The sequence below is a fragment of the Neisseria sp. DTU_2020_1000833_1_SI_GRL_NUU_006 genome (genome assembly GCA_032388755.1).
Taxonomy (GTDB): Bacteria; Pseudomonadota; Gammaproteobacteria; order Burkholderiales; family Neisseriaceae; genus Neisseria; species Neisseria sicca_C.
The window spans coordinates 1,753,245-1,779,058 of sequence record CP135593.1 but is presented as its reverse complement, the minus strand read 5'-3'; the positions used below and the strand labels follow the sequence as shown (position 1 = coordinate 1,779,058).

Genomic DNA, 25,814 nt, shown 5'->3' with positions numbered 1-25,814 from the left:
AGTTATTATCTATAATTTGCGAGAATCAGGCGGGTTTGCTCGTCTAATTCGATCGGTGCGGGTGCAGTTGCTTCGTTAAATTCACTAATGCCTCGTCTAGGCCTGCCAAGCACGCCTGCATGTCTTCTATTTCGGTTTGCAGGTCTGCAATGGTTTCGCGGCGTTCGGAAATGCTCGGCAGTTCTTCGTTTCCCCATTTTGAACCGATGGCGGTTTCAATGGTTTGCATAATTCGGCTGTGAACCGCATCGGGGACGAAGTAACAAAGTGTGCTTAATGTACGGTCTTCTCCATGGCTGAAAAAATTGCCTGATAAGAATTCGCCGTGTGCCGCGCGGAAGCCGGAGAAAATCCAGTTTTCGCGCAATGTACCGTATTCCTTTCTGCCTATTGTGTGTGTTTCAAGCTCATTTAAAGGCATATTGCTGTAACTCGGTATTTCAATCGCGGCGTTTTCGCCGAAACCGCGCCGTTCGCTCGTCAAGAGGTCAATCAAAATCTGTTCTGCCTGTTTGCTCTCGGCGGCAATATGTTCTTTCAGTAATAGGCTGAAATCCGTCTTGCTTACGGGCATATCGCGCAAGCGTTTGATTTCGCTTTTCAGTTTTTCAATTTTCCCCGCTACATCTTCACGTTCCTTACGGATTGCGGCGGCCTGATTTTGAAAGGCTTGTAGTGCAGATTTTGCAGATTCAATGGCTTTTGTTTTGTTCATGGTGTTTGGTCTTTCATCGGTAGTTCGTCAAATGAATACAGGCTTTCACGGCCTGATAATAGGTTACATCGGGATGTTGCTTTTGATATTCTCGGGCTAAATAATCCAGCTTTTGAGATTCGTTTTGGAAGATTGGCAGTTTGGATTCGGAAAAATCAATATCCATTTCAAATGTGATGTATGGTGTGGATATTTCAGAAAAATTCAGCGGTTCCATACCTTTAACAGCTGGATTATTCAAAAAGGCAATGTGATTCAGTTTTAGGCCGCTGGGAAAGGGGTCAAACCCTGCTGAAACGTGCCTATACATGCCTTTTCTTACCATGCTCAACAATTCTGCAGTAATAAAGGCATTGGCATACAGATTTTTGCCGTCAAATTCCAATTCATGAACTAGTCCAAGCGGCTTTAACCCTTTGGGGAATTTCCCAATTTCGCGGTATTCGCCATGCCCGATAAACAAAGCGGCGCGGCCATTGGTGCGGCTGTTGTGTTCGTCGGCAATATCTTTCAGCATTTGCGCGGAAAACTGGCGACGCCGTCCTTTAGAATCCCGGTGCGTTCCCACACGGAAAATCTGAAAGCGTTTCAGAGATAAATTCATTTCAACCTACTTTCAAAATTCGGTAGACTTGTTGCAATGAAATACCGTATTTAGAGGCTAATTCACCACGCGAATAATTACCTGTTTCAAAATCGGCAATGATTGAAAGACGGCGTTCTTCGGACGAAGTTGAATGCCCGCTTCTAAAGTAAATCAGTTGTCCGCCAAAGGTTTCAGATATGCCGTCCGAAACGGCCAAAGCTGCCGCAGCAACAACCGATTTAGGAACGGCGCGCTGATTTAAAACTTCGGTTACTTTATCGGCAATGTAGGTTAAAACTTCATCACCTTTGATAGTTGTTCTTGATTTACTGCCCATTTTCAAATTCTTGTTTTGAGAATTAAAGTTTCCCCGCCGCCTGTAATATTCAAGCCATGAATCGGGTAGATGGCCGCTGCATTTTTGTCAGAATGCCTTGCCACTAATTTATTAATACAAATTAAAATCCGCCAAAGGCTTATTCTTTTAATCTATCCCTATCTTCTGAAATCATCGGTTCGATTGGGTTACAAAAAGCGTATTGCCGGAATTCCTAGAGAATCAGCGCAATGCGCTTTTTCTCTTTTATTTCAAATAAAAATCCAAGCGTTCGCGCAATGCCGAATTTAATGATTTCCCATTGTCGTATTCGCTGAATTCAACGCATGTTTCAGGCATTTCCGCAAAATCCAAAGCGTGAACAAACAAAGCACGGTCACGCGGCATCAGGCGGCCTTCCCGAATCAGGTTCTCAACAAATTCCGCATTATCCGCATGCAGTTTGCCCCATTTTTCCCTTGCCTGTTTGTCATGGAAAGCCGCTAATTCCGCCTGTGCTGTTTTAGCCCGAATTTCCGCTTCACGTCGGGCATTTTGTGCTGCTTCTAAGTAGTTGTTCATCAAAATTTCCCTTTCCTATCGCCATTTAACGCATATTAAAGCGATATTCAGGCGATTGCGTTTTAAAGCGCATTAAAAAAACAGCCCATACCGTTTTCAGGTATGGGCTGTTTATACAATCCGGATTATTCGCAATTCCAAGACAGGCTTTGTTCCAGCGTTTCGGCGGCAAAATGCAGCGTGTTGAATAACTGTTCTTCCCGCTTGTCGCCGCCGCGTGAATAGCAGGATATAGCCGCCAACATATCGGCAATATGCGCTATCTGCCGGTATGCCGCTTCGTTCAGCTTGTAAATATTATTTTGGCCGTCATACAGGCATTGCGGCGCATCGGAATCTTGGAAGTTTTTCAGGGTATCGGTTTGAGAAGTTTTCATGATATGGCCTTTTCTATTGTAGTCAGTTGATACCGCCTTTCCGTTCCTACACGGTGGGGCGGCAGACAAAGGGCAAGGAGTAGGAAACCGGCACAATAGAACCGGTGGGCAGATGCCCGCCTTGCCCCTGCCTACCATAAGAAAAAGGCAAAACAAGGGAATACAAGCGTAAAAATACCGCTTTTGTGTTCGGATGATGACCAAACGTATTAGGCGGTTGCTTGCCTATTGTGTATTCAGCTTCCTACGGCTGGCTGCTCTATTGAAAGCAGCAGATTCATTATTATGCGCTTGCGCTGAAAAGTCAAGCGGTATTTTGCAGCGAATTTGAAAACGCCCTACATCGAGCGTTTTGGGGAATTTTAGGGGCAAATCTTTGCCGACGTCGGCAAAGATTCAAATGCGACGATGTCGTCGCATTTTGCTTTTCCTGCAATTTTTCCTGATGTCAGGAAAGTTCAAATGTAACGACGTCGTCACATTTGACCTGTTTGCCTTGTATTTTGGAAGCCGCCTAAATCCGCCGTTTTCAGGCTTGTTTGCATTCAGACGGCCTAAGTTGCGTTTTGCACATTTCCCATCGGTCAGGCGCACTCCTGACCGACTTAAAAACGGTTTTGTCGTCGGTTTCAGATTGCAAACCGAAAAGGAAAGCGCAAAAGTTGCGACATCGCAACTTTTTCCTATCTCAAACGGCTGTTTGATGCGTCTGTGAAGTGGAGCGGCGTTCAAGTTTTTAGCTGCCCAAAGTTTCCGACGTCGAAAATTATCCGCCAGCGGGTAATTGTCCAAATGTAACGCTGGAGTTACATTTTAAATATACTAAGATGCCAAAATGCACGACGTCGTGCATTTTAGAAATCGGGTTTTACACTTTTTACGCTTACAATCATGTTGTTACTAATTTCCGCATTACTTTTGGTGTATCAATCTTTCCCGACGTCGGGAAAGATTGGGCGGTAATCCGCAAAAGTTTCGATGTTTCAACTTTTGAAATATCCGCGCATTCGGATACCGTTTAGGCAGGATTTTTAAGAATTGCCGATGTCGGCAATTCTTGGCTGATAGAACGGACGGTGTCGTCCGCTTCCAAAAATGCACAAAGGTATTCAGTTCGCAGACGTATGCGAAATTTCCAAAATTCCTGACGTCAGGAATTTTGAAAAGTAACGACGTCGTTACTTTTGATGTATCAATCTTTGCCGCTGGCGGCAAAGATTCAAAAGCAACGTCGGCGTCGCTTTTGAAGTTCAATTCAATAAGTGTTTGATTTTGTATATCTAAATATCCCGCGGACGGGACATTCGGAAAATACCGCTTCAAAACGGTCGCCGGCGACCGTTTTCAAATGCGACGACGTCGTCGCATTTGGTGATGAGGAAACATCAGGACAAAATTCCTGACGTCAGTAATAATGTTTGCCAGAATATGGCTGACTTATATTTGTCTCGTTGTATTAATACCCATTAAAGGAACAGACATGAATCAAATGCAGGTAAAAAACGAAGCGGCAAACATCCAATCGGTAAAATTGGACTACCCTATCCGTATTCACACGGCAAACGGTGAAAAACTGTTGGAATCGTTGCCTGTCCGCCGTTTGACCGTGGGCGATTTGCGCGCGGTTGCCGGTTTGAAAACCGATGCGGAACAGGAACTGGCCATGATGGCTCGTATTACGGGCTTGGTGCCGGAAGACTTGGATTTGCTGGATTTGGCCGATTATCAGAAATTGCAGCTCTTTTTTCGCAATTCCGCAGGTGGAACCGGCGGAACTGAATAAAGCGGTTTCTGATTTGGCGTGGTGGTACGGTTGGCCGCCTGAAGTGATGTACCGCATGACTTTAGCGGAATTTAACGGCTGGCTGGAACAGGCAACGCGCCAAATCAAAGCAGGATATGTGAAATCATGATGTTTTCGGGCGGTTGGCGATAGCCAATGCGCCCGAAAATACTATGGAGAACAGGTAGGCAGCCAAAGCGGTTGCCGGAGATACGCAGATTAAGGCAAACAGGCCGATAAAGACGGAAAAAACAGCGGAGAAAACAGGGCTGGCCGCATCAAACAGGCCTGAAAATATCCAGATAAACAGTCCGGCATTGAAAAGGCAAAAGATTACCTTGCCTGTGATTTCGACATAGTCGGAAAAATCCAAAGGCAGATTGTCTGTTTCGGTATGGCCGTCTTCAAACTGATGTTGTGTTGTCATGATTTTGCCGTCCTTTCCATCAATTAATTTTCCAAACAGGAAGCTGAAATGTCAAGTGAATTAGCAGTCAGTGTTGTTATCGGTGCGGGTATCCGTGCAGGTTTTTCTTCAATTTTCGGACGTGCGAAGAATACCGTTAAGGAATTGGGAAGCGAAATCCAAAACGTAACACGCAAGCAGGAATCTTTGGGCAAGTCTATTGCCAAAGGTTTGACAACCGGAAAAAGCAGCTTAGGGGCGATGCGCGCCCAATACGATTTATTGGGCAAGTCCATTGAAAAAGCGCAGGCAGCTCAAAGAAAGCTGAATATTGCGCTTGGAAAGCAGGAAAAAGCCAAGGCATACCGAAGCGGCTTGCGAAGCGAGATGATGGATACTGCCGGTCATGGGGCGGTTGCCGCCGCGCCCATTATTTCGTCGGTCAAAATCTTTCTGAAAGAAGAATCTGCCGAAACCGATTTAAAAATGGCCATGCAGAAATCAAACGGCAGTTTTGGTGCATTTGAAACGGTTCGCAGGGAGGTCGTGAAACTGGGAAAAGAATTGCCGGGAACAACCGCAGATTTCTTCCGCCTTGGAAAGGCTTTGAAATCCCAAGGTTTATCAGATTCTTTGCTGACAAACGGCGGTTTGCATACATCTGCAAAGCTGAATACCGTGATGCAGATGAATCAAGAGGAAGGCGGCGCGTTCTTTGCTAAATTGATTGAAGCGCGGGGGTTGAACGAAAGTGAATTTGCCAAAGCCGCAGATATAACGCAGCGGGCTTATTTCGGTTTCGGCATGAATAAAGAAGACATGTTCGAATCGATGAAATACAACGCGCCAACGATGAATATGCTGAATCTCAAAGGATTGGGCAATTATGAAAAGATGATGGCCATCGAAGGTATGGGCGCACAAGTCGGATTGGAAGGCAGCCAGTTCGGTACAAATTTTTCCATGATGCTTGACCAAATGGCAGCAGGACCGAAACAGCTTGCTATGGCCAAAAGCGGTATGAAAAAAATTGCCAAAGATATTTTGGAAAAATCCAATGTTGATTTTGAATTTTTCGATAAGTCAGGAAAATTCAAAGGCTTGGAAGGCATGATTTCAGAGTTGGAAAAGCTAAAAAAAATCAAACAGGAACAGGGAGACGAAGCTGCTTCAATTGTGGCTGACGAATTGTTCGGAGCGCAAGCAAAACGGACGGCCTTAACTATTGCTGAAAAAGGTCGTGCCGGTTTGGAAGCGAATCTGAAACTGATGCGTGAACAGGCCGATTTAGATTCACGGATTGCCACGAAAACCGCAACTTTAGGGGCTGCTTTGGAAAGTTTGGGCGGTGTGGCCGAACATACGGCGGCTATTTTCGGCAGTGCTTTTGCACCTGATATTCAAAAATTTGCCAAAACCGCACAGGATTTTTTGGAAAATACTTTCCAGCCATGGCTTCAGCAAAACAAAGAACTGATTAAAACAGGCGCGGGATTATTTGCAGGTTTGTTTGTAGGGAAATTGGCTGTTTTAGGCCTTGCCTACGGGTTTAGTATGCTGATGATGCCCGTTCGTTCAGTAGGTATTGCCTTTGCCAAATTAAGTGCTTCATTCCGTCTTGTTCAACTAATGCGATTGGGTAAAGTCGGAAAAATGCAGATGTTTTTAAGAATGTTCGGAATGTCTGCCAAAACAGCAGCAAAAGCAAGTTCTTTGCTTTCTGCAACATGGCGCGGTGTGCTTTCCGTCGGTTCCCGTTTCCTTGGGGTCTTTAAAGGATTAGGTACTGTTTTAATGCGCGGATTGCCGTTGTTTAAAGCATTTGGACAAGGTTTGCTTGCCGGTTTCGGCGGCATGTTTAAAGTTTTTGGAATTTTTGCGCAAACAGTCGTTTTGAAACTGGTAAGATTTTTGCCTATGTTGAGTAATGCCTTTTTGATGTTGGGGCGGACATTATTGATGACACCGATCGGATTGGCATTTACCGCAATGGCAACAGCTGCATATTTGCTTTATACCAATTGGGATAGTGTTGTCGGCGGTGCTAAATTATTGTGGCAGGATTTAGGGAACTTGGTAGGAAATGTTGCCAATTCGGTAAGTATGTTTTTTAGTGCTGCATGGACAAATATTCAGGCTTTTTTCAGCAGTGGCATAGTGAACATATCTGCCCAAATTCTGAATTGGTCACCTATTGGATTATTTTATCAAACCTTTGCCGCCGTACTGAATTGGTTTGGCGTGACCTTGCCCGCAACATTTACCGGTTTTGGGCAAATGTTGATTACCGGTCTGATTAATGGAATTAAAGCTAAAGCAGCAGAAGCCATTGCGGTAATGAAGAATTTTGCGGCAAGGCTTCAGTTAGGATTTACCATTCCCAACAGAATACATTCCCCAAGTCGTGTATTTATGCAGTATGGCGGCTTTTTAATGGACGGCCTGAATATCGGATTAAAACGAGGGCAAACTCAACCTTTAAGCCAAATGAGCCGTTTATCAGACAAACTGCAAAATAGAATTGAAAATGCCGATTTGTCAGAAACTGCACTTCGATATTCTCAATTATCACAAGCTAGGCAAGATAAAGAAGCGGGCATACAAGGGAAAAGTATAGGTTCAAATGCTGTTACCATCTATTTCAACCCGACATACAATGTGAACAGTCAGAATTTTAATCCTAATGAAGCTGCAAAAATGACGATGCGTGATTTTGAAAATTTAATGAAACGCTATCAACACGACTTACAGCGTCGAGCTTACTAAAAATGACAAAGATGGAGCGGACAGCGATGGAGACAAAGCCGGCGCGCCGCAGACGAGGGAGGCAAGACCCTGCAAAAAAGCGGGCAACTTACCGCCAGCCTGACCACACAGGTCGGCAGCAACTATGCCCGCATCGGCAGCAACAAAAAATACGCCGCCATCCACCACCTCGGCGGTCAAGCAGGCCGCGGCCACAAAACCAACCTCCCCGCGCGCCCCTATCTCCCCATCAACGGCAACAACCAACCCCAACCAGACGCCGAACGCCGAATCCTAGACATCGCCATCGCCGCCCTCAAAAAAGGACTCTGACAACAAAAAACGGACGAGAAAAAAAACCGTCCGTTTTTTGTTTCACTATTTGCAACTCTTTTTCACTTTTTCCATCCCGCCTAATCCCCCATCATCCCACTTCTTCCCATTTATCTCATCATTCCTATATATTTATCTCATTGGGTTTCAGTATGGGTTTTCAGACGACCTTTTTTATGGAAATGCTTTGACGGAATAGATGACGGCTTATTTAGGATTTTTCTCGATCAGGGCGACGAGTTGGTCGATATAGCCTTGGACGAAGCTGCGTGCCGATTCGATGAGTTTGCCGTTATCGTCAAACAGGGTGGGGGAGTTGCCGAGGAAGACTTCGGGCTGTCCGGTCAGCGGCATATTGAAGTAGGACAAGGCGAGGCGCAGGTTTTTTTGCGAACTGTAACCGCCCATTTTGCCGACGGAATGGCTGATGATGCCTGCGGGCGTGTTTTTCCAGGCGACGTCGGCGTTGGGCTTGGAGCCGATGTCTATTGCGTTTTTCAGGCAGGCGGGGACGGTGCGGTTGTTTTCGGGGGTAACGAACAATACGCCGGCGGAGGCTTTGATGGTTTCGCGGAAGGCAGTGTAGCTTTCGGGCGTGGGGAAGTCGGTTTCGGCGGGGTCGTCGTAGTCGAAATTGTAGAGCGGCAAGCCGCCGATTTCGACGATTTGGGCTTCGTAGCCTTCGGGGAACATGGGGATGACGTTTTGCGCCACTTTGCGGGCAAACGAGCCTTTACGCAGGCTGCCTACTAAAATGCTGACTTTTTTTGCCATGAATTTTCTCCTGATTGTGTAAAAATAAAAACGATTCGTAAATTCATTTTAAAATGGGTGCGGATAACGGTCAAGATTAGGGCATCGCGTTAAGGCGGCTTTATCTACGGGCAGGTCGTACACGCTGAGATTTCGTTTCTTTGCGGTTGTTATGGGAATTTTGATGAAAATTCAGTTGCTTGAAGACATATCGACAGATGGAAAGCCTTGTTTTTTTCGGATTCACTGTATTCCTTGGACAACAGTTTTAATTAGATATATAACTTTAGTAATTATTTTATTGCGTGCGAATTGAAACTTACGCATAATGTAAAACATATGCAATATGGGATGGATTTTTGGGTTTGAGAGGCATCCCACATCGAGCATCAATAAAGAAAAAAGAGGGAAAAATCATGTCATTAGACTGGTGGAAACGCGAATTGTTCGGCGGTTGGACGCATTTCGAAGCGGTGTGGCTGCTGATGTTTTTGGGGATACAGGCGGTCGTGTTCGTCTTCAATCCTGACTCATGGCTGGCGAGCATTGCGGCGGTAACGGGCATTTTGTGCGTCGTCTTCGTCGGTAAAGGGAAAATCAGCAATTATTTGTTTGGGCTGATTTCCGTATCGCTGTATGCTTATGTTTCCTATACGTTTAAGCTCTACGGCGAGATGATGCTGAATTTATTGGTGTATGTGCCTGTCCAGTTTGTCGGTTTCGCTATGTGGCGCAGACATATGGCTCTGGGCGAAACGGCGGAAACGGAGGAAGTGAAGGCGAAGGCGTTGACGGTCAGGCAGTGGTTGCTGGTGGTTGCCGTGTCCGTTGTGGGGACTTCGGCATATATCGAATGGCTGCACCACTTAGGCAGCGCGTTGCCGACCCTCGACGGCGTAACGGTCGTCGTGTCGATTGTGGCTCAGGTTTTGATGATTCTGCGCTATCGCGAGCAATGGGCATTGTGGATTGTGGTCAATATCCTGACGATTTCGCTGTGGGCTGCGGCATGGTTCAAAAACGGAGAAACGAGCCTGCCACTTTTGCTGATGTACGTCATGTATTTGTGCAATTCGGTTTACGGCTATATCAACTGGACGAAGCTGGTAAAACGGTACTCTGAACAATAAGTATCAAATTGCAAAGGTCGTCTGAAAATCCGGTATCGGGTTTCAGACGACCTTTTGCATATCCATACCAATCTGCATGCCTAAAATATTTCAATATGTTGATATTAACGCTTCCGATATTGACTCAGAAAATATGGCTCACGGATACCACGCCGACAATCCCAACTTCCTTTCTAAAACCATTGTGGCGACGCTGTTTATCGGCGCGTTTTTCATCATACTCCTGCTTAACCCGAATATCTTGCATTTTGCTTTCAATCCAAAACGTAGCATTCTGTCGCGTTACAAACCTTCATAAATGCTTAGACAGGCATCATGTCTGTCTGAATCATCCTTTAAACTAAGGAAAAATTTAGCTGACTAAATAAAATCTTACAATTATAATAAAAAAACTTAACTTTCTCTAATAACAGATAAGCTATGGACTATCAAAAAATCAGCCGTAAGCTCGAAATTTTAGCCGATGCCGCCAAATATGATGTTTCCTGCTCGTCGAGCGGCGGTTCGCGCGGCAACGACGGGCAGGGCTTGGGCAACTCTTCGCGCGCGGGCATCTGCCACAGTTTCACCGAAGACGGCCGCTGCGTATCGCTGCTGAAAATCCTGCTGACCAACCATTGCATCTACGACTGCGCTTATTGCGCTTCCCGCCGCAGCAACGACATCCCACGCGCGGCGTTTACGGTCGATGAAGTGGTGGATTTGACCATGAGCTTTTACCGCCGCAACTATATCGAAGGACTGTTTTTGAGTTCCGGCATCTTCAAAAACGCCGACTACACCATGGAACGCTTGGTGCGGATTGCTAAAAAACTGCGCGAAGAACACGGATTCCACGGCTACATCCATCTCAAAACCATTCCCAAAGCGTCTGCCGAAATCCTGCACGAAGCCGGGCTGTATGCCGACCGCCTCAGCGTCAACATGGAAATCCCCACCGTTTCCGGCCTCAAGCTGCTCGCGCCCGAAAAAAACCACAGCGACATGACGCAACCGATGGCGTTTGTCCGTAACGAAATCACCGCCTTTGCCGACAGCCGCAAAACCATCAAATCCACGCCCAAGTTCGCCCCTGCCGGACAAAGCACGCAGTTCATTATCGGCGCGGCAGGCGAAACCGACCGTCAAATCATCCGCGCCGCAGGCGGGTTTTACCGCCATTACGGTCTCAAACGTGTGTATTACTCGGGCTATGTACCGGTATTGGAAGACAAACGCCTGCCGCCTTTATCGACACAAGTGCCGCTGCGGCGCGAAAACCGGCTCTATCAGGCAGATTGGCTGATGCGTTTTTACGGTTTTTCCGATCATGAAATCTTAGACGAACAGCAACCTTTTCTCGACTTGGATTTCGATCCCAAGCTCGCTTGGGCGCTGCGCCACCGCGAATGGTTTCCTGTGCCGCTGCAACACGCGCCGCTTGAAATGATTTTGCGCGTGCCTGGTATCGGCGTGAAGTCCGCCCGCAAAATCGTACAGGCGCGCCGATTCCGCATGATTACCATGGCACAACTGAGCAAAATGGGCGTGGTGCTAAACCGCGCGCGCTATTTCATCACTCTGCCCGAACCCAACCGCTACGCCGACCTAATCGACAGCCCTCAACTACGCGGCCTGCTTTTACAAAACACACGCTCCAAATTCAGCCAAAGCGATGCCGTGCAAAGCGATTTGTTCGGCTGATAGCGAAAAGGTCCACATTATGCAAATCACTTTGCACTACGACGGCAGCTTCGACGGACTGCTGAGCACCGTGTTTCATGTTTACGCCTGCAAATACGCTCCTGAAAACGTGCATATTACCCATGATGTGCAGGATACGGATTTATTCAGCCGCAGCGAAACCGTTGCCTCCTCCCCCGAACGCGCCCAGCGCGTTTTCAAACGGCTCGAACAGCAAATCGGACGCAGCGGCATGGTCAAACTGCTGTATGGTTTTCTAATCGACCTGCCTGAGATGCCCGATACTTTTCTGCGCATCGTCCGCATGATGCTTGCCCGTCCGATGCGCAAAGACGTGCTCTGCGATTACGGTCTTTACGATGTGATGCAATGGGCGCAATGGGTGAAAACCGTCGGACATGAAAAACACCGGATGGAAGCGTTTGTCCGTTTTGAAGAGCTGGCAGACGGTCTGTATCTTGCGCGTATCGAACCTCAATACGATGTGCTGCCCTTGATTACACGCCATTTCCGCAGCCGTTATCCGCAACAGCAATGGGCGATATTCGATATGCAGCGCCATTACGGCATCTTAAGCGACCCAGACGGCCTGCACGCAATCAACGGGCTTGAAGCCCACCGCATCCAAACAGCGTACGCCCCTGACGAACGCAGTTACCAAGCCCTTTGGCAGGACTATTTCAACAGCAGCAATATTCCATCCCGACGCAATCCCCGCTTGCACCGCCAACAAATGCCGCAACGCTATTGGAAATACCTTACTGAAAAACAACCTGCTGTTTTAAAATAAAAAAATGCCTATCGAAAACAGGTTCGGACAGGCTTTATAGCGAATAAACTTATTACTTATCTTGAGGCTGACATTTTTCAGCAGGAGGCCATGCGGCTCTGAATATCAGCCCCTACTCATCGGCGGCATGTCCAATAATTTTATTGTCGCGTTGTATCGTGGATTAACTTTAAACCGGTACGGCGTTGCCTCGCCTTAGCTCAAAGAGAACGATTCTCTAAGGTGCTGAAGCACCAAGTGAATCGGTTCCGTACTATCTGTACTGTCTGCGGCTTCGTCGCTTTGTCCTGATTTTTGTTAATCCACTATAGTTTCAGATGGCCTCGGTGCGTTAAATGTCCGGAGTAGGAATTTAGGTGAATTTTGTAAAAATCTCAATGAGTATCAAGCTTCAAAGGTCGTCTGAAAATCCGGTATGGGGTTTCAGACGACCTTTTGCATCTCCATGCTAAAATCCGCATTCCTCAAATATTTCAATATGATGTTATGCATACTTCCGATATTGACACAGACGATACGGCTCACGAATACCATGCCGACAATCCCGATTTCCCTGCCAAAACCGTTGTGGCGACGCTGTTTATCGGCGCGTTTTTCGGCTATCTCAACGACACGCTTTTAAATGTTGCGCTCACGCCGATTATGAAAGACTTCGTTGTCGATAAGACCACCGTCCAATGGCTGACGACGGGCTTTTTGCTGGTGATGGGCGCGTTCACGCCGATTACGGCGGGCGTGATTCAATGGTTTGAAACGCGCAAGATGGTGTTGTTTACGCAGGCGACGTTTCTGGCGGGTTCGCTGATTTGCGCGTTTGCGCCGACCTTCGGGATTCTGGTCGCGGGGCGGATGGTGCAGGCGGTGTCCGCCGCGTTTTTCGTGCCGCTTCTGTTTAACGGCATTTTGTCGATTTACCCGCCAAACAAACGCGGGACGGCGATGGGCGTGATTACCATGATGTTTACCGCCGCGCCCGCGATAGGGCCGACGCTGTCGGGCATCATCATCGACCACACACATTGGCGCGTGCTGTTCGGCTTTACCGCGCCGTTTATGCTGGCGGCGATGGTGTTGGTGGGCAAATATCTGACAGTCAATTTAAGCACCATCAGCCGTCCGAAGATTGATATTTTGTCGGCGGTGCTGTCGATTGCGGGCTTCGGCGGGCTGGTGTATGCGAGCAGTAATTTCGCCCGTCTGCCGCTGGCGGAATTTATCCTGCTGTTTGCCGTTTCCGTCGCGCTGGTGGGTTGGTTCGCATACCGCCAGTCCCGCTTGGCGACGCCGCTGCTGAACCTTCGGGCGTTTGAATATAGGCAGTTCCGCCACTGCGTCGTGATTCTGGCGGGCGCGGTATTCCTGTTTTTAGGTTTGGAACTGATGATGCCGATGTACACGCAGCAGGTGCTGATGCTGACGGGTACGGCGACGGGGCTGATTCTGATGCCCGCGAGTATCGCCCAGGCGGTTGCCGCGCCTTTGTTCGGCAAACTGCTGGACAAGAAGGGCGGACGGTTTGTCGTGTTGCCCGCCACGGTGATGCTGACGGTGTCGCTGGCGGTATTGTGGCTGTTTTTGCGGATTGACACGCAAGTCATGATGCTGACCGCCATGTTCACTCTGATGGCGGTGTCTGTATCCGCCTGCGTAACGGGCGAAACCCACGGCTTAAACGCGCTGCCGAAAAAACTCAATCCCCACGGCGCGGCGATTCTGACCACCATCAACCCGATTGCCGGCGCGATTGGCGCGGCATTTTTCGTCGGCGCGACCAATATCGGCGAGAAACTGTCCTCCGCCGCCTCGCCGCAACAGGCCATGCTCGACGGCATCCATCTGGCGATGGGCAGCGCGTTGGTGTTGGGCGCGGTGATGGTGTTTTTCGCCATGCGCCTGAAACGGCATCAGACAGCGTCCTAACGCGTACCGGGAATGTGTGAAAAGGTCTTCTGAAATCATGTGGTTATGGGTTTCAGACGACCTTTTTTAACTTTTATGGTGGATGAACGTGAGTCTGTGATAAGCAAAAAACTTTCCCATTAAATACAAAACTTTCCTTGATGGGCAAATTCAACGCGGCGGCGGGTAGGGCGGTTTGATGCCTACTGCGGATCGTAGCGTGGGCTTTGCCCACGGGATTGATGGCTTGGTTCCCGAGTCGGGCGATATATGGCGTTTTTTTTTCGTGGGCGGAGCCCACGCTACGGCTGGGGTGAGGTCGTCTGAAATCATAGGGTTACGATTTTCAGACGACCTTTTTATATTTAAAACTACACATGACTACATTTTTAAATATTGTTATTGTTGTTTTTAAATAAGAGTGTTGTTCTGGTTCTGGTCGTCTGAAAAGGGAGTGGGTAAAAAATCGGGCGGTTTGGATGGTTTGGATACCTATTTTCTTGTTTGAATAAAAATTCCTAAAAAATGAATTAATTATATTTGTTTTTAAAATGGATTGTTTAAAATCGTTCTGATTGGTTTGGAACGGTATAATCTCCGTCAGTTATAGATTTGGGTTGTTTTGAGGTGGGAGTTTTTGGTTTTATTTATGAAGTATTGTTTATTAATGATTGAATTTTTTAAAAATATTTTAGAAAAAGTGTTTGACAGCCTGAAAATTATTTTTTAAATTTGTCCATACTTATAAAAACTACATTGCACTACAAAGGAACCCTATCATGAATCTGTACCAAACTTCTCCGTCTTGTTATAGATCGTCTTCTATCTCTGCCGCATCCGTCGTCGTCTGCTTTTGGGCAGTCGCGGCGGTCTGACGGCTCTTCGCCCGGATTTGGTTTCCCGTATTTCTGCGGTCGGTTCGGGTTTTAAAGTTTCTGTATCTCCCACTGTATTTCCTTCCGAATATTAAAATAATTAAAAAATACTTAGACCTCCGCTTCAGCCGAATTGTATGTGTTGGATTTATTAACTGATTGTTTTTATTGATTTTGATTTTCAGACAACCTGATGGGTTGAGATTTTGAAAGGTCGTCTGAAAACGGTTTTGCAAGCATTGTTTCTTTTTGAACGGTTCGTTTCAGGTTTTGCGGAAACTGGGCCGCTAAGTCGATACTGAAAAAATTCTAATCTACAAAGGAGAAATACCATGAGCCAACTTTCTGCCGGCACCCGTTTCCGCCAAGCTGTGAAGGAGTCGAATCCCCTTGCCGTGGTCGGCTGTGTGAACGCTTATTTTGCGCGGCTGGCGACGCAGAGCGGGTTTAAGGCGGTGTATCTGTCGGGCGGCGGCGTGGCGGCCTGTTCGTGCGGGATTCCGGATTTGGGCATCACCACGATGGAGGATGTGCTGATTGATGCGCGGCGGATTACGGACAATGTGGATACGCCTTTGCTGGTGGACATCGATGTCGGCTGGGGCGGGGCGTTCAATATCGCGCGCACGATTCGCAACTTCGAGCGTGCGGGCGTGGCGGCGGTGCATATCGAAGATCAGGTGGCGCAGAAGCGTTGCGGGCATCGTCCGAACAAAGCCATTGTTTCTAAAGATGAAATGGTTGACCGCATTAAAGCCGCCGTGGATGCGCGCGTGGATGAGGATTTTGTGATTATGGCGCGGACGGACGCGCTGGCGGTGGAAGGTTTGGATGCCGCCATCGAACGGGCGCAGGCTTGCGTGGAAGCGGGCGCGGACATGATTTTCCCCGAAGCGATGACGGATTTGGCGATGTACCGGCAATTTGCGGACGCGGTGAAAGTGCCCGTGTTGGCGAACATTACCGAATTCGGCGCGACGCCGCTTTATACGCAGCGCGAGCTGGCGGACAACGGCGTGTCGCTGGTGCTGTATCCGCTCTCGTCGTTCCGCGCCGCGAGCAAGGCCGCGCTGAAGGTTTATGAGGCGATTATGCGCGACGGCACGCAGGCGGCGGTGGTCGATACCATGCAGACCCGCGCCGAGCTTTACGAGCATTTGAATTATCACGACTTCGAGCAGAAGCTGGATAAATTGTTTCAGAAGTAAAAAACCGTTTTCAGACGACCCTCAACCTTGAACAGGTCGTCTGAAAAACCAAAATCCCATAAAAACACAAAGGAGAAATACCATGACTGCAACTAAAGAAACCCCGACTTTCAAACCGAAAAAATCCGTCGCCCTTTCCGGCGTGGCGGCGGGCAATACCGCGCTGTGTACCGTCGGCCGCACCGGCAACGATTTGAGTTATCGCGGTTATGACATTCTTGATTTGGCGCAGAAATGCGAGTTTGAAGAAGTCGCCCACCTGCTGATTCATGGTCATCTGCCCAACAAATTCGAACTCGCCGCCTACAAAGCCAAGCTCAAATCCATGCGCGGCCTGCCTATCCGCGTGATTAAAGTGTTGGAAAGCCTGCCTGCGCACACGCATCCGATGGACGTCATGCGTACCGGCGTGTCCATGCTCGGCTGCGTTCATCCCGAACGCGAAAGCCATCCCGACAGCGAAGCGCGCGACATCGCGGACAAACTCATCGCCAGCCTCGGCAGCATCCTGCTCTACTGGTATCAATATTCGCACAACGGCAAACGCATCGACGTTGAAAGCAAAGAAGACACCATCGGCGGCCACTTCCTGCACCTGTTGCACGGCAAACGCCCGACCGAATCGCAGGTGAAAGCCATGCACGTTTCGCTGATTTTGTATGCGGAACACGAGTTCAACGCCTCCACCTTCACCGCCCGCGTGATTGCCGGTACGGGTTCGGATATGTATTCCTGCATCACCGGCGCCATCGGCGCGCTCAAAGGTCCGAAACACGGCGGCGCGAACGAAGTCGCCTACGACATCCAAAAACGCTACCGCAACGTCGACGAAGCCGAAGCCGACATCCGCGAACGCATCGCCCGCAAAGAAATCGTTATCGGGTTCGGTCATCCGGTTTACACCATTTCCGACCCGCGCAACGTCGTGATTAAAGAAGTGGCGCGCGGTTTGAGCCGGGAAGCGGGCGACATGCGCCTCTTCGACATCGCCGAACGCTTGGAGAGCGTGATGTGGGAAGAGAAAAAAATGTTCCCGAACTTGGACTGGTTCTCCGCCGTGTCCTACCAAAAACTCGGCGTACCGACCGCCATGTTTACGCCGCTCTTCGTGATTTCGCGCTCCACCGGCTGGGCGGCACACGTCCTCGAACAGCGCAAAGACGGCAAAATCATCCGTCCGAGCGCGAATTACACCGGTCCCGAAGATTTGGCGTTTGTGGAGATTGAAGAACGCTGATGATTTTCAGACGACCTTGTTCGGACAAGGTCGTCTGAAAAAAGAAATTTAATGAATTTATTGGCACACTCATTATTAATGCGGAACATTTGATGGATAAGGACAAGGGGTCTTATGCGGGTATTCCTGTACAAAATACCAAAGAATTAGTTTGGCAGAAAATACAAGAAATACCTATTTCTGAATGTGGGGAACCGTTGGTCAGTGTGGGTAATACCGGACGCATTCGTGTCAATCCTGTTTATTTTTCTCAGGGTATTGAAGGTGCAATAAATACTGTTTTATTGCGTAGAAGTGTTGCTGATAGGCTGACTCAGGTTGTCTCTTTGCTGCCGGAAGTGTACGGGTTGGAAATTTTTGATGGTTGGCGTCCTGCCATAGTGCAAAGAGCATTACGAGAAAATATGAAGCAAGAAATTGAAAAACGCCATCCGGAATATGATGAAGTTCAAGTTAGAGAAGCACTGGACTGTTTTGCTGCTGATCCAGATCGGGCAGGAATGCCTTTGCCCCATTTGACGGGCGGATCTGTTGATGTCGGATTGTTTGATATAAAAAGTGGCAAAAGTTTGGATATGGGAAGTGAGTTTGATGCAACTGGACATTTATCTTATAGCGATGCTTTAGAGAAAGAAGGTGAGTATTTCTCCTCTGCTCGTAATTTACGCCGGATTTTGATTCATGCGATGAAAGAGGCAGGATTTAGTAATTTGCCAACCGAATGGTGGCATTTCGATTATGGCAACCAAAATTGGGCTTATTTTACCCAACAAAGCAACGCAGTTTTTGGGGCGGTAGAAGAGCAGGATACTTAAATTAAAATAAAAATTGGGAGGAAAAATGCAAACTTTAATTTCAGCAGATAATCATTTGCTGCTGTGGGCTTTTGTTATGTTGGCTGCCGCTGCTGCAATTTTTATCGAGCAAAACAGTCGCTTGGCTGGGAAAGTCCCTGGTGCAGTATTAGCTTTATTGATTGCGTTGATTGCTTCTAATTTGGGTGTTATTCCCACAGATGCTCCAGTATTTGATGCTGTATGGTCTTATATTGTACCGCTTGCTATTCCGTTGTTATTGTTTCAATTAGATCTTCATGCTCTATTTAAGGAAAGTGGACGTATGCTGTTTATTTTCCTGATTAGTTCACTAGGGACGGTCATTGGAACGCTTGTCTCATTTGCACTATTGAAAAACTATATTCCTGAGCTGGATAAAGTTGCCGGAATGATTTCAGCTTCTTATACAGGAGGTGGTGTCAATTTTGCAGCCATGTCAGCTAAGCTTAACCCTTCTAAAGATGTGATTGCAGCAACAATAGTTGCTGATAATTTGATGATGGCTTGTTACTTTTTTATTTTGATTGGTATCTCTTCCTCATATTGGGTCAGAAAAGTTTGGGGAAGTCCATATCAGGATAAATTGGAGCAGGAATATCATGATCCGAGTGTGAATAAGGCTGCCGAGTATTGGAAACCTAAATCCATTTCACTACAGAGTATAGCCTTATCTTTGGCTGCATCGATTTTGCTGGTCGCAGTTTCATTCTCATTATCCAGTTTTTTGCAAAATCATTTTCAAAGTGTTGATGGTGTTGCATTAAAAATGCTGACAGGTTTAATTAGTGACAAATATTTGCTGTTAACGACATTTACATTGACAGTTGTTTTATTTTTCCGTAAAGGCATTCAAAAATTAGATGGCAGTCAAGAATTAGGGACATATTGTATTTATCTGTTTTTTGTTGTGATTGGTGTTCCTGCCTCTATACCGTTGATTATTAAAACAGCACCATTACTCTTTGTTTTTACTTTGATTATTGCAGTATTGAATTTGTTGCTGACGTTAGTGTTAGGCAAGCTGTTCAAATTCAGTATTGAAGAAATTGTATTGGCTTGTAATGCCAATATTGGAGGGCCGACTACTGCAGCGGCCTTAGCCATCAGTAAAGGTTGGCGTGATTTAGTCGGTGCGATTTTGTTAATTGGTACTGTAGGCTACATTATCGGTAACTATATAGGTTCGTTTGTATATGCCCTATTGAGCTGAAGACTAATCTAACAATCCATAAACCTTTTCAGACGACCCCTTCAAAAACGTCGTCTGAAACCCCAAACCACAAGAAAAATAGATCCACAGGAGAACTGAACATGGCTGCCAACCAACGTTACCGCAAACCGCTGCCCGGTACGGATTTGGAATACTACGACGCGCGCGCGGCGTGTGAGGACATCAAGCCCGGCTCTTACGACAAGCTGCCTTACACGAGCCGCATTTTGGCGGAGAACTTGGTCAACCGCGCGGACAAAGTCGATTTGCCGACGCTGCAAAGCTGGCTGGGCCAGTTGATAGAAGGCAAGCAGGAAATCGATTTTCCGTGGTATCCGGCGCGGGTGGTGTGCCATGATATTTTGGGGCAGACCGCGCTGGTGGATTTGGCGGGTTTGCGCGATGCGATTGCAGAGAAGGGCGGTGATCCGTCCAAAGTGAATCCTGTGGTGCAGACGCAGCTTATCGTCGACCACTCGCTGGCGGTGGAATGCGGCGGCTACGATCCCGATGCGTTCCGCAAAAACCGCGAAATCGAAGACCGCCGCAACGAAGACCGTTTCCACTTTATCAACTGGACGAAAACCGCCTTTGAAAATGTGGACGTGATTCCGGCGGGCAACGGCATCATGCATCAAATCAATCTGGAAAAAATGTCGCCCGTCGTCCAAGTCAAAAACGGCGTGGCGTTCCCCGACACCTGCGTCGGCACGGACTCGCACACGCCGCACGTTGACGCGCTGGGCGTGATTTCCGTAGGCGTGGGCGGTTTGGAAGCGGAAACCGTGATGCTGGGACGCGCGTCCATGATGCGCCTGCCCGATATTGTCGGCGTGGAGCTGACGGGCAAACGGCAGGCGGGGATTACGGCGACGGATATTGTGTTGGCGCTGACCGAGTTTCTGCGTAAAGAGCGCGTAGTCGGGGCGTTTGTCGAATTTTTCGGCGAGGGCGCGAGAAGTTTGTCCATCGGCGACCGCGCGACCATTTCCAACATGACGCCGGAGTTCGGCGCGACTGCCGCCATGTTCGCCATCGACGAGCAAACCATTGATTATTTGAAACTGACCGGACGCGACGACGCGCAGGTGAAATTGGTGGAAACCTACGCCAAAACCGCGGGGCTGTGGGCGGACGACCTGAAAACCGCCGTTTATCCGCGCGTGTTGAAGTTTGATTTGAGCAGCGTAACGCGCAACATGGCAGGCCCGAGCAACCCGCACGCGCGTTTTGCCACCGTCGATTTGGCAGCGAAAGGGCTGGCGAAGCCCTACGAAGAGCCTTCAGACGGCCTCATGCCCGACGGCGCGGTCATCATCGCCGCGATTACCAGTTGCACCAACACTTCCAACCCGCGCAACGTCGTTGCCGCCGCACTCTTGGCGCGCAATGCCAACCGCTTCGGGCTGAAACGCAAACCGTGGGTTAAAACCTCGTTCGCCCCCGGCTCGAAAGTGGCGGAAATCTATTTGAAAGAAGCGGGGCTGTTGCCCGAAATGGAAAAACTCGGCTTCGGCATCGTCGCCTTCGCCTGCACCACCTGCAACGGCATGAGCGGCGCGCTCGACCCGAAAATCCAGCAGGAAATCATAGACCGCGATTTGTACGCCACCGCCGTACTGTCGGGCAACCGCAACTTCGACGGCCGCATCCACCCGTATGCGAAACAGGCGTTTTTAGCCAGCCCGCCGCTGGTGGTGGCCTACGCCGTCGCGGGCAGCATCCGTTTCGATATTGAAAACGACGTACTCGGCATTTCAGACGACGGCAAGGAAATCCGCCTGAAAGACATTTGGCCGACCGACGAAGAAATCGATGCCGTCGTTGCCGAATATGTGAAACCGCAGCAGTTCCGCGACGTGTATGTACCGATGTTCGACACTGGCAAGGCGCAAAAAGCCCCGAGTCCGCTGTACGACTGGCGTCCGATGTCCACCTATATCCGCCGTCCGCCCTATTGGGAAGGCGCGCTGGCGGGCGAACGCAGCCTGACGGGAATGCGCCCCTTGGCGATTCTGCCCGACAACATCACCACCGACCACATTTCGCCTTCCAACGCGATTCTGGCGGCGAGTGCGGCAGGCGAATATCTGGCGAAAATGGGTTTGCCCGAAGAAGACTTCAATTCCTACGCCACCCACCGCGGCGACCACCTCACCGCCCAACGCGCCACCTTCGCCAATCCGAAATTGTTTAACGAAATGGTGAAAAACGAAGACGGCAGCGTGCGCCAAGGCTCGCTCGCCCGCGTCGAACCCGAAGGCGAAACCATGCGCATGTGGGAAGCCATCGAAACCTATATGAACCGCAAACAGCCGCTCATCATCATCGCCGGCGCGGACTATGGACAAGGCTCCAGCCGCGACTGGGCGGCGAAGGGCGTGCGGCTGGCGGGCGTGGAAGCCATCGCCGCCGAAGGCTTCGAGCGCATCCACCGCACCAACCTCATCGGCATGGGCGTATTGCCGCTGCAATTCAAACCCGGCACCAACCGCCACACCCTGCAACTGGACGGCACGGAAACCTACGACGTGGTCGGCGAACGCAAACCGCGCGGCGACCTGACCCTCGTCATCCACCGCAAAAACGGCGAAACCGTCGAAGTCCCCGTTACCTGCCGCCTCGATACCGCAGAGGAAGTGCTGGTGTACGAAGCCGGCGGCGTGCTGCAACGGTTTGCACAAGACTTTTTGGAAGGGAATGCGGCTTAGAGGTCGTCTGAAAATAAGACGTAACGTGGGTCGGATCCAACATTTTGCTCATTCACGTAATTCCCGATATGGCAGGCATCTACTGTAAATCGTCATTCCCGCGCAGGCGGGAATCCAGAAAGTGGAATTGAGGAAACCTTTTTATCCGATGAGTTTCTGTGCGGATAAGTCTGGATTCCCGCCTGCGCGGGAATGACGGGGTTTAATAGTCTGCCGTATCACAACACAGCAGCCGTAGATTGGGGCGAACCCCCGACATTTTGCGGAATCAAACGGCTTTGTCGGAGTGGCAGCCTAATGTACTTTTGGAAAGTGGGTGTAGCGTGGGCTTTGCCCGCGAAATAAAGGCTAAATTGACATGGCAAAAATCGTGGGCAGAACCCACGCTACATAAGGAGAACCCTAAAATGCCGCAAATCAAAATCCCCGCCGTTTACTACCGCGGCGGCACATCAAAAGGCGTGTTTTTCAAACGTTCCGACCTGCCCGAGGCGGCGCGGGAAGCGGGCAGCGCGCGTGACAAAATCCTGTTGCGCGTACTCGGCAGCCCCGACCCCTACGGCAAGCAGATAGACGGTTTGGGCAACGCCAGCTCGTCGACCAGCAAGGCGGTGATTTTGGACAAGTCCGAACGTGCCGGTCACGACGTCGATTACCTCTTCGGGCAAGTTTCCATCGACAAGCCTTTCGTCGATTGGAGCGGCAACTGCGGCAACCTGACCGCCGCCGTGGGCGCGTTCGCCATCGAACAGGGCTTGGTCGATAAAGGCAAAATCCCTTCAGACGGCATCTGCACGGTGAAAATCTGGCAGAAAAACATCGGCAAAACCATCATCGCCCATGTTCCGATGCAAAACGGCGAAGTCTTGGAAACAGGCGATTTTGAGCTGGACGGCGTTACCTTTCCCGCAGCCGAAGTGCAAATTGAATTTCTCGACCCCGCCGACGGCGAAGGCAGTATGTTCCCGACCGGCAATCTGGTGGACGAGCTGGACGTTCCGGACATAGGTCGTCTGAAAGCCACGTTTATCAACGCGGGCATTCCGACCGTTTTCCTGAACGCCGCCGACTTGGGCTACACGGGCAAAGAGTTGCAGGACGACATCAACAACGATGCCGCCGCTCTGGAAAAATTCGAGAAAATCCGCGCTTACGGTGCGCTGAAAATGGGCTTGATTAACGACGTATCCGAAGCCGCCGCCCGTGCGCACACGCCGAAAGTCGCCTTCGTCGCGCCCGCCGCCGATTACACCGCCTCCAGCGGCAAAACCGTGAACGCCGCCGACATCGATTTGCTGGTACGCGCCCTGAGCATGGGCAAACTGCACCACGCCATGATGGGCACCGCCTCGGTCGCCATCGCCGCCGCCGCCGCCGTCCCCGGCACGTTGGTCAACCTCGCCGCCGGCGGCGGAACGCGTAACGAAGTGCGCTTCGGCCATCCTTCCGGCACATTGCGCGTCGGCGCGGCGGCAGAATGTTCGGACGGCATCTGGGCAGTGAAAAAAGCCGTCATGAGCCGCAGCGCGCGCGTGATTATGGAAGGTCGGGTGCGCGTTCCCGATGATTGTTTTTGAAATCATGTAGGACGGACATCACTGTCCACTGTTTCAGACGACATTTGATAAAGGATTGCAATAAAGCCGAATAGCCTAATCGCCGTCATTCCCGCGCAGGCGGGAATCCACGGTCGATATTCTGTTTCCTGATTTTTATCAGAGCTTGCTTGTTAGCAAATATGGATTCCCGCCTGCGCGGGAATGACGATAGAAAATGCGGCATAAGCTTGCCCAAAAGGTCGTCTGAAACACACCCCGCCCAACGCCCATCCTTTTTCAGACGACCCCACCAAAAAAACAACCACAAACTACAAGGAGAAATATCATGTCCGACCAACTCATCCTCGTCCTGAACTGCGGCAGTTCCTCGCTCAAAGGTGCCGTTATCGACCGCAAAAGTGGCAGCGTCGTCCTAAGCTGCCTCGGCGAACGCCTGACCACACCCGAAGCCGTCATCACCTTCAACAAAGACGGCAACAAACGCCAAGTTCCCCTGACCGGCCGCAACTGCCACGCCGGCGCGGTGGGTATGCTGTTGAACGAACTGGAAAAACACGGCCTGCACGACCGCATCAAAGCCATCGGCCACCGCATCGCCCACGGCGGCGAAAAATATCACGAGTCCGTCCTCATCGACCAAGACGTCCTCGACGAACTGAAAGCCTGCATCCCGCTCGCCCCGCTGCACAACCCCGCCAACATCAGCGGCATCCTCGCCGCGCAGGAACACTTCCCCGGTCTGCCCAACGTCGGCGTGATGGACACCTCGTTCCACCAAACCATGCCCGAACGCGCCTACACCTACGCCGTACCGCGCGAATTGCGCAAAAAATACGCTTTCCGCCGCTACGGCTTCCACGGCACCAGTATGCGCTACGTCGCCCCCGAAGCCGCGCGGATTCTGGGCAAACCGCTGGAAGATTTGCGCATGATTGTCGCCCACCTCGGCAACGGCGCGTCCATCACCGCCATCCGAAACGGCAAATCCGTCGATACCAGCATGGGCTTCACCCCCATCGAAGGCCTTGTCATGGGCACCCGCTGCGGCGACATCGACCCCGGCGTGTACAGCTACCTGACCGCCCATGCCGGCATGAATATCGAGCAAGTCGATGAAATGTTGAACAAAAAATCAGGATTGCTCGGCATCTCCGAACTCTCCAACGACTGCCGTACCCTCGAAATCGCCGCCGACGAAGGCCACGAAGGCGCACGCCTCGCCCTCGAAGTCATGACCTACCGCCTCGCCAAATACATCGCCTCGATGTCGGTCGCCTGCGGCGGCATAGATGCCCTCGTCTTCACCGGCGGCATCGGCGAAAACTCACGCAACATCCGCGCCAAAACCGTTTCCTACCTCGACTACTTGGGTCTGCACATCGACACCAAAGCCAATATGGAAAAACGCTACGGCAACTCAGGCATCATCAGCCCGACAGGTTCCAATCCTGCCGTTTTGGTCGTGCCGACTAACGAAGAACTGATGATCGCACTCGACACCGCCGAACTGGCAGGCTTTTTGCAAGAAGCAGGCTGAGGTTGAGGCAATACGTTGTTGAAATAACAATGAAATAGAAAAGAGGTCGTCTGAAAGATAGGTTTCAGACGACCTCTTTGTTTGGAAAGACGATCTTATGCTTTTCTTTGTTATTTGGAAGAGAACTAAGAGGGTAGGGGATGTTTTTCAGCTTAAAAGCAAGGTTATGAAACAGATACTTTCCCGACTCAGGAAAAAGTTAAATTTCAAGAATAGATGTTTATCATCGCATCAATTTCAAACCTTGAAATAGTTTCTTAAGAAATTAAAGGGGGTAAGTAAGTAACAATTAAACGTAGTTCAGACAGGTTTTACATTTCAATCAAAATTAGAATACCTGCCGATCATGCTTGAATAGTCATTGGGTTAGATAACGAAAGATGACGATAGATTATAAAAGGGGAAGTTTATTATATTCCATTTAAAATAGTTACTTGATTGAGTAATGGTGCGGATATAGAATGCCCGTTTTCCTATATCTTATTTGACGTTTAAATAAAATCAATAAGATATTATTATTTAATAAACATAAATAATATTCGA

22 protein-coding genes and 1 pseudogene are annotated in these 25,814 nt (G+C 49.5%); 16 read left to right on the top strand and 7 right to left on the bottom strand.

Annotated features, from left to right (window positions below):
* Window positions 1-43: 43 nt before the first annotated feature.
* The 5 genes from RSJ68_08610 to RSJ68_08590 form a co-directional block, all read right to left on the bottom strand.
* The gene (locus tag RSJ68_08610) at window positions 44-715 is read right to left on the bottom strand and encodes a hypothetical protein (protein WNU96502.1); all 672 of its coding nucleotides are present in this window, start codon (window positions 713-715) and stop codon (window positions 44-46) included.
* Between the two features lie 13 nt (window positions 716-728).
* A complete protein-coding gene (locus RSJ68_08605; protein ID WNU96501.1) occupies window positions 729-1,319 on the bottom strand; it encodes a hypothetical protein in 591 nt (196 codons plus the stop codon).
* Window position 1,320: 1 nt separating this feature from the next.
* Window positions 1,321-1,638: a Mor transcription activator family protein gene (locus RSJ68_08600; protein WNU96500.1), complete on the bottom strand. Its 318-nt coding sequence runs from the start codon at window positions 1,636-1,638 to the stop codon at window positions 1,321-1,323.
* Between the two features lie 246 nt (window positions 1,639-1,884).
* The gene (locus tag RSJ68_08595) at window positions 1,885-2,199 is read right to left on the bottom strand and encodes a hypothetical protein (protein WNU96499.1); all 315 of its coding nucleotides are present in this window, start codon (window positions 2,197-2,199) and stop codon (window positions 1,885-1,887) included.
* A 125-nt stretch (window positions 2,200-2,324) separates the two neighbouring features.
* The gene (locus RSJ68_08590; protein WNU96498.1) at window positions 2,325-2,576 is read right to left on the bottom strand and encodes a hypothetical protein; all 252 of its coding nucleotides are present in this window, start codon (window positions 2,574-2,576) and stop codon (window positions 2,325-2,327) included.
* A 1,480-nt stretch (window positions 2,577-4,056) separates the two neighbouring features.
* Between RSJ68_08590 and RSJ68_08585 the strand changes: the two genes are divergently transcribed.
* A complete protein-coding gene (locus RSJ68_08585) occupies window positions 4,057-4,359 on the top strand; it encodes a phage tail assembly protein (GenBank protein WNU96497.1) in 303 nt (100 codons plus the stop codon).
* Window positions 4,337-4,489: a GpE family phage tail protein gene (locus RSJ68_08580; GenBank protein WNU96496.1), complete on the top strand. Its 153-nt coding sequence runs from the start codon at window positions 4,337-4,339 to the stop codon at window positions 4,487-4,489. The genes RSJ68_08585 and RSJ68_08580 overlap by 23 nt, the downstream gene beginning before the upstream one ends.
* On the opposite strand, the gene RSJ68_08575 is transcribed toward RSJ68_08580, so the two are convergent.
* Window positions 4,484-4,786 carry a hypothetical protein gene (locus tag RSJ68_08575; GenBank protein ID WNU96495.1) on the bottom strand — a complete coding sequence of 101 codons (303 nt, stop codon included), beginning with the start codon at window positions 4,784-4,786 and terminating at the stop codon, window positions 4,484-4,486. The genes RSJ68_08580 and RSJ68_08575 overlap by 6 nt on opposite strands.
* Window positions 4,787-4,834: 48 nt before the next feature.
* Here RSJ68_08575 and RSJ68_08570 point away from each other — a divergent pair, with 48 nt between their 5' ends.
* Both RSJ68_08570 and RSJ68_08565 read left to right on the top strand, forming a co-directional pair.
* Window positions 4,835-7,531 carry a phage tail tape measure protein gene (locus tag RSJ68_08570; GenBank protein ID WNU96494.1) on the top strand — a complete coding sequence of 899 codons (2,697 nt, stop codon included), beginning with the start codon at window positions 4,835-4,837 and terminating at the stop codon, window positions 7,529-7,531.
* An 18-nt stretch (window positions 7,532-7,549) separates the two neighbouring features.
* Window positions 7,550-7,843: pseudogene (locus tag RSJ68_08565) on the top strand (phage virion morphogenesis protein).
* 207 nt (window positions 7,844-8,050) lie between these two features.
* On the opposite strand, the gene RSJ68_08560 reads toward RSJ68_08565, so the two are convergent.
* On the bottom strand, window positions 8,051-8,617 hold the full coding sequence (locus tag RSJ68_08560) for an NADPH-dependent FMN reductase (GenBank protein ID WNU96493.1): 567 nt from the start codon (window positions 8,615-8,617) through the stop codon (window positions 8,051-8,053).
* A gap of 395 nt (window positions 8,618-9,012) precedes the next feature.
* Between RSJ68_08560 and pnuC the strand changes: the two genes are divergently transcribed.
* From pnuC to RSJ68_08500, 12 genes are all read left to right on the top strand, one after another.
* Window positions 9,013-9,726 carry a nicotinamide riboside transporter PnuC gene (pnuC, locus tag RSJ68_08555; protein WNU96492.1) on the top strand — a complete coding sequence of 238 codons (714 nt, stop codon included), beginning with the start codon at window positions 9,013-9,015 and terminating at the stop codon, window positions 9,724-9,726.
* A 133-nt stretch (window positions 9,727-9,859) separates the two neighbouring features.
* Window positions 9,860-10,024 (top strand): hypothetical protein, encoded by a 165-nt coding sequence (locus RSJ68_08550; protein ID WNU98412.1) that lies wholly within the window; start codon window positions 9,860-9,862, stop codon window positions 10,022-10,024.
* A 122-nt stretch (window positions 10,025-10,146) separates the two neighbouring features.
* A complete protein-coding gene (locus RSJ68_08545; GenBank protein ID WNU96491.1) occupies window positions 10,147-11,409 on the top strand; it encodes a putative DNA modification/repair radical SAM protein in 1,263 nt (420 codons plus the stop codon).
* Window positions 11,410-11,428: 19 nt separating this feature from the next.
* Window positions 11,429-12,199 carry a TIGR03915 family putative DNA repair protein gene (locus tag RSJ68_08540; GenBank protein ID WNU96490.1) on the top strand — a complete coding sequence of 257 codons (771 nt, stop codon included), beginning with the start codon at window positions 11,429-11,431 and terminating at the stop codon, window positions 12,197-12,199.
* A 486-nt stretch (window positions 12,200-12,685) separates the two neighbouring features.
* The gene (locus RSJ68_08535) at window positions 12,686-14,119 is read left to right on the top strand and encodes an MFS transporter (GenBank protein ID WNU96489.1); all 1,434 of its coding nucleotides are present in this window, start codon (window positions 12,686-12,688) and stop codon (window positions 14,117-14,119) included.
* Window positions 14,120-15,305: 1,186 nt separating this feature from the next.
* Window positions 15,306-16,181, top strand: coding sequence for a methylisocitrate lyase (gene prpB, locus RSJ68_08530; protein ID WNU96488.1), 876 nt, complete (start codon window positions 15,306-15,308; stop codon window positions 16,179-16,181).
* 82 nt (window positions 16,182-16,263) lie between these two features.
* Window positions 16,264-17,418 carry a 2-methylcitrate synthase gene (prpC, locus tag RSJ68_08525; protein WNU96487.1) on the top strand — a complete coding sequence of 385 codons (1,155 nt, stop codon included), beginning with the start codon at window positions 16,264-16,266 and terminating at the stop codon, window positions 17,416-17,418.
* Window positions 17,419-17,510: 92 nt separating this feature from the next.
* Window positions 17,511-18,233, top strand: coding sequence for a M15 family metallopeptidase (locus RSJ68_08520; protein WNU96486.1), 723 nt, complete (start codon window positions 17,511-17,513; stop codon window positions 18,231-18,233).
* Between the two features lie 25 nt (window positions 18,234-18,258).
* Window positions 18,259-19,464: a DUF819 family protein gene (locus tag RSJ68_08515; protein WNU96485.1), complete on the top strand. Its 1,206-nt coding sequence runs from the start codon at window positions 18,259-18,261 to the stop codon at window positions 19,462-19,464.
* 101 nt (window positions 19,465-19,565) lie between these two features.
* A complete protein-coding gene (gene acnD, locus RSJ68_08510; protein WNU96484.1) occupies window positions 19,566-22,175 on the top strand; it encodes a Fe/S-dependent 2-methylisocitrate dehydratase AcnD in 2,610 nt (869 codons plus the stop codon).
* Window positions 22,176-22,582: 407 nt separating this feature from the next.
* Window positions 22,583-23,752, top strand: coding sequence for a 2-methylaconitate cis-trans isomerase PrpF (gene prpF, locus RSJ68_08505; GenBank protein ID WNU96483.1), 1,170 nt, complete (start codon window positions 22,583-22,585; stop codon window positions 23,750-23,752).
* Between the two features lie 307 nt (window positions 23,753-24,059).
* On the top strand, window positions 24,060-25,271 hold the full coding sequence (locus RSJ68_08500) for an acetate kinase (GenBank protein ID WNU96482.1): 1,212 nt from the start codon (window positions 24,060-24,062) through the stop codon (window positions 25,269-25,271).
* Window positions 25,272-25,814 lie beyond the last annotated feature (543 nt).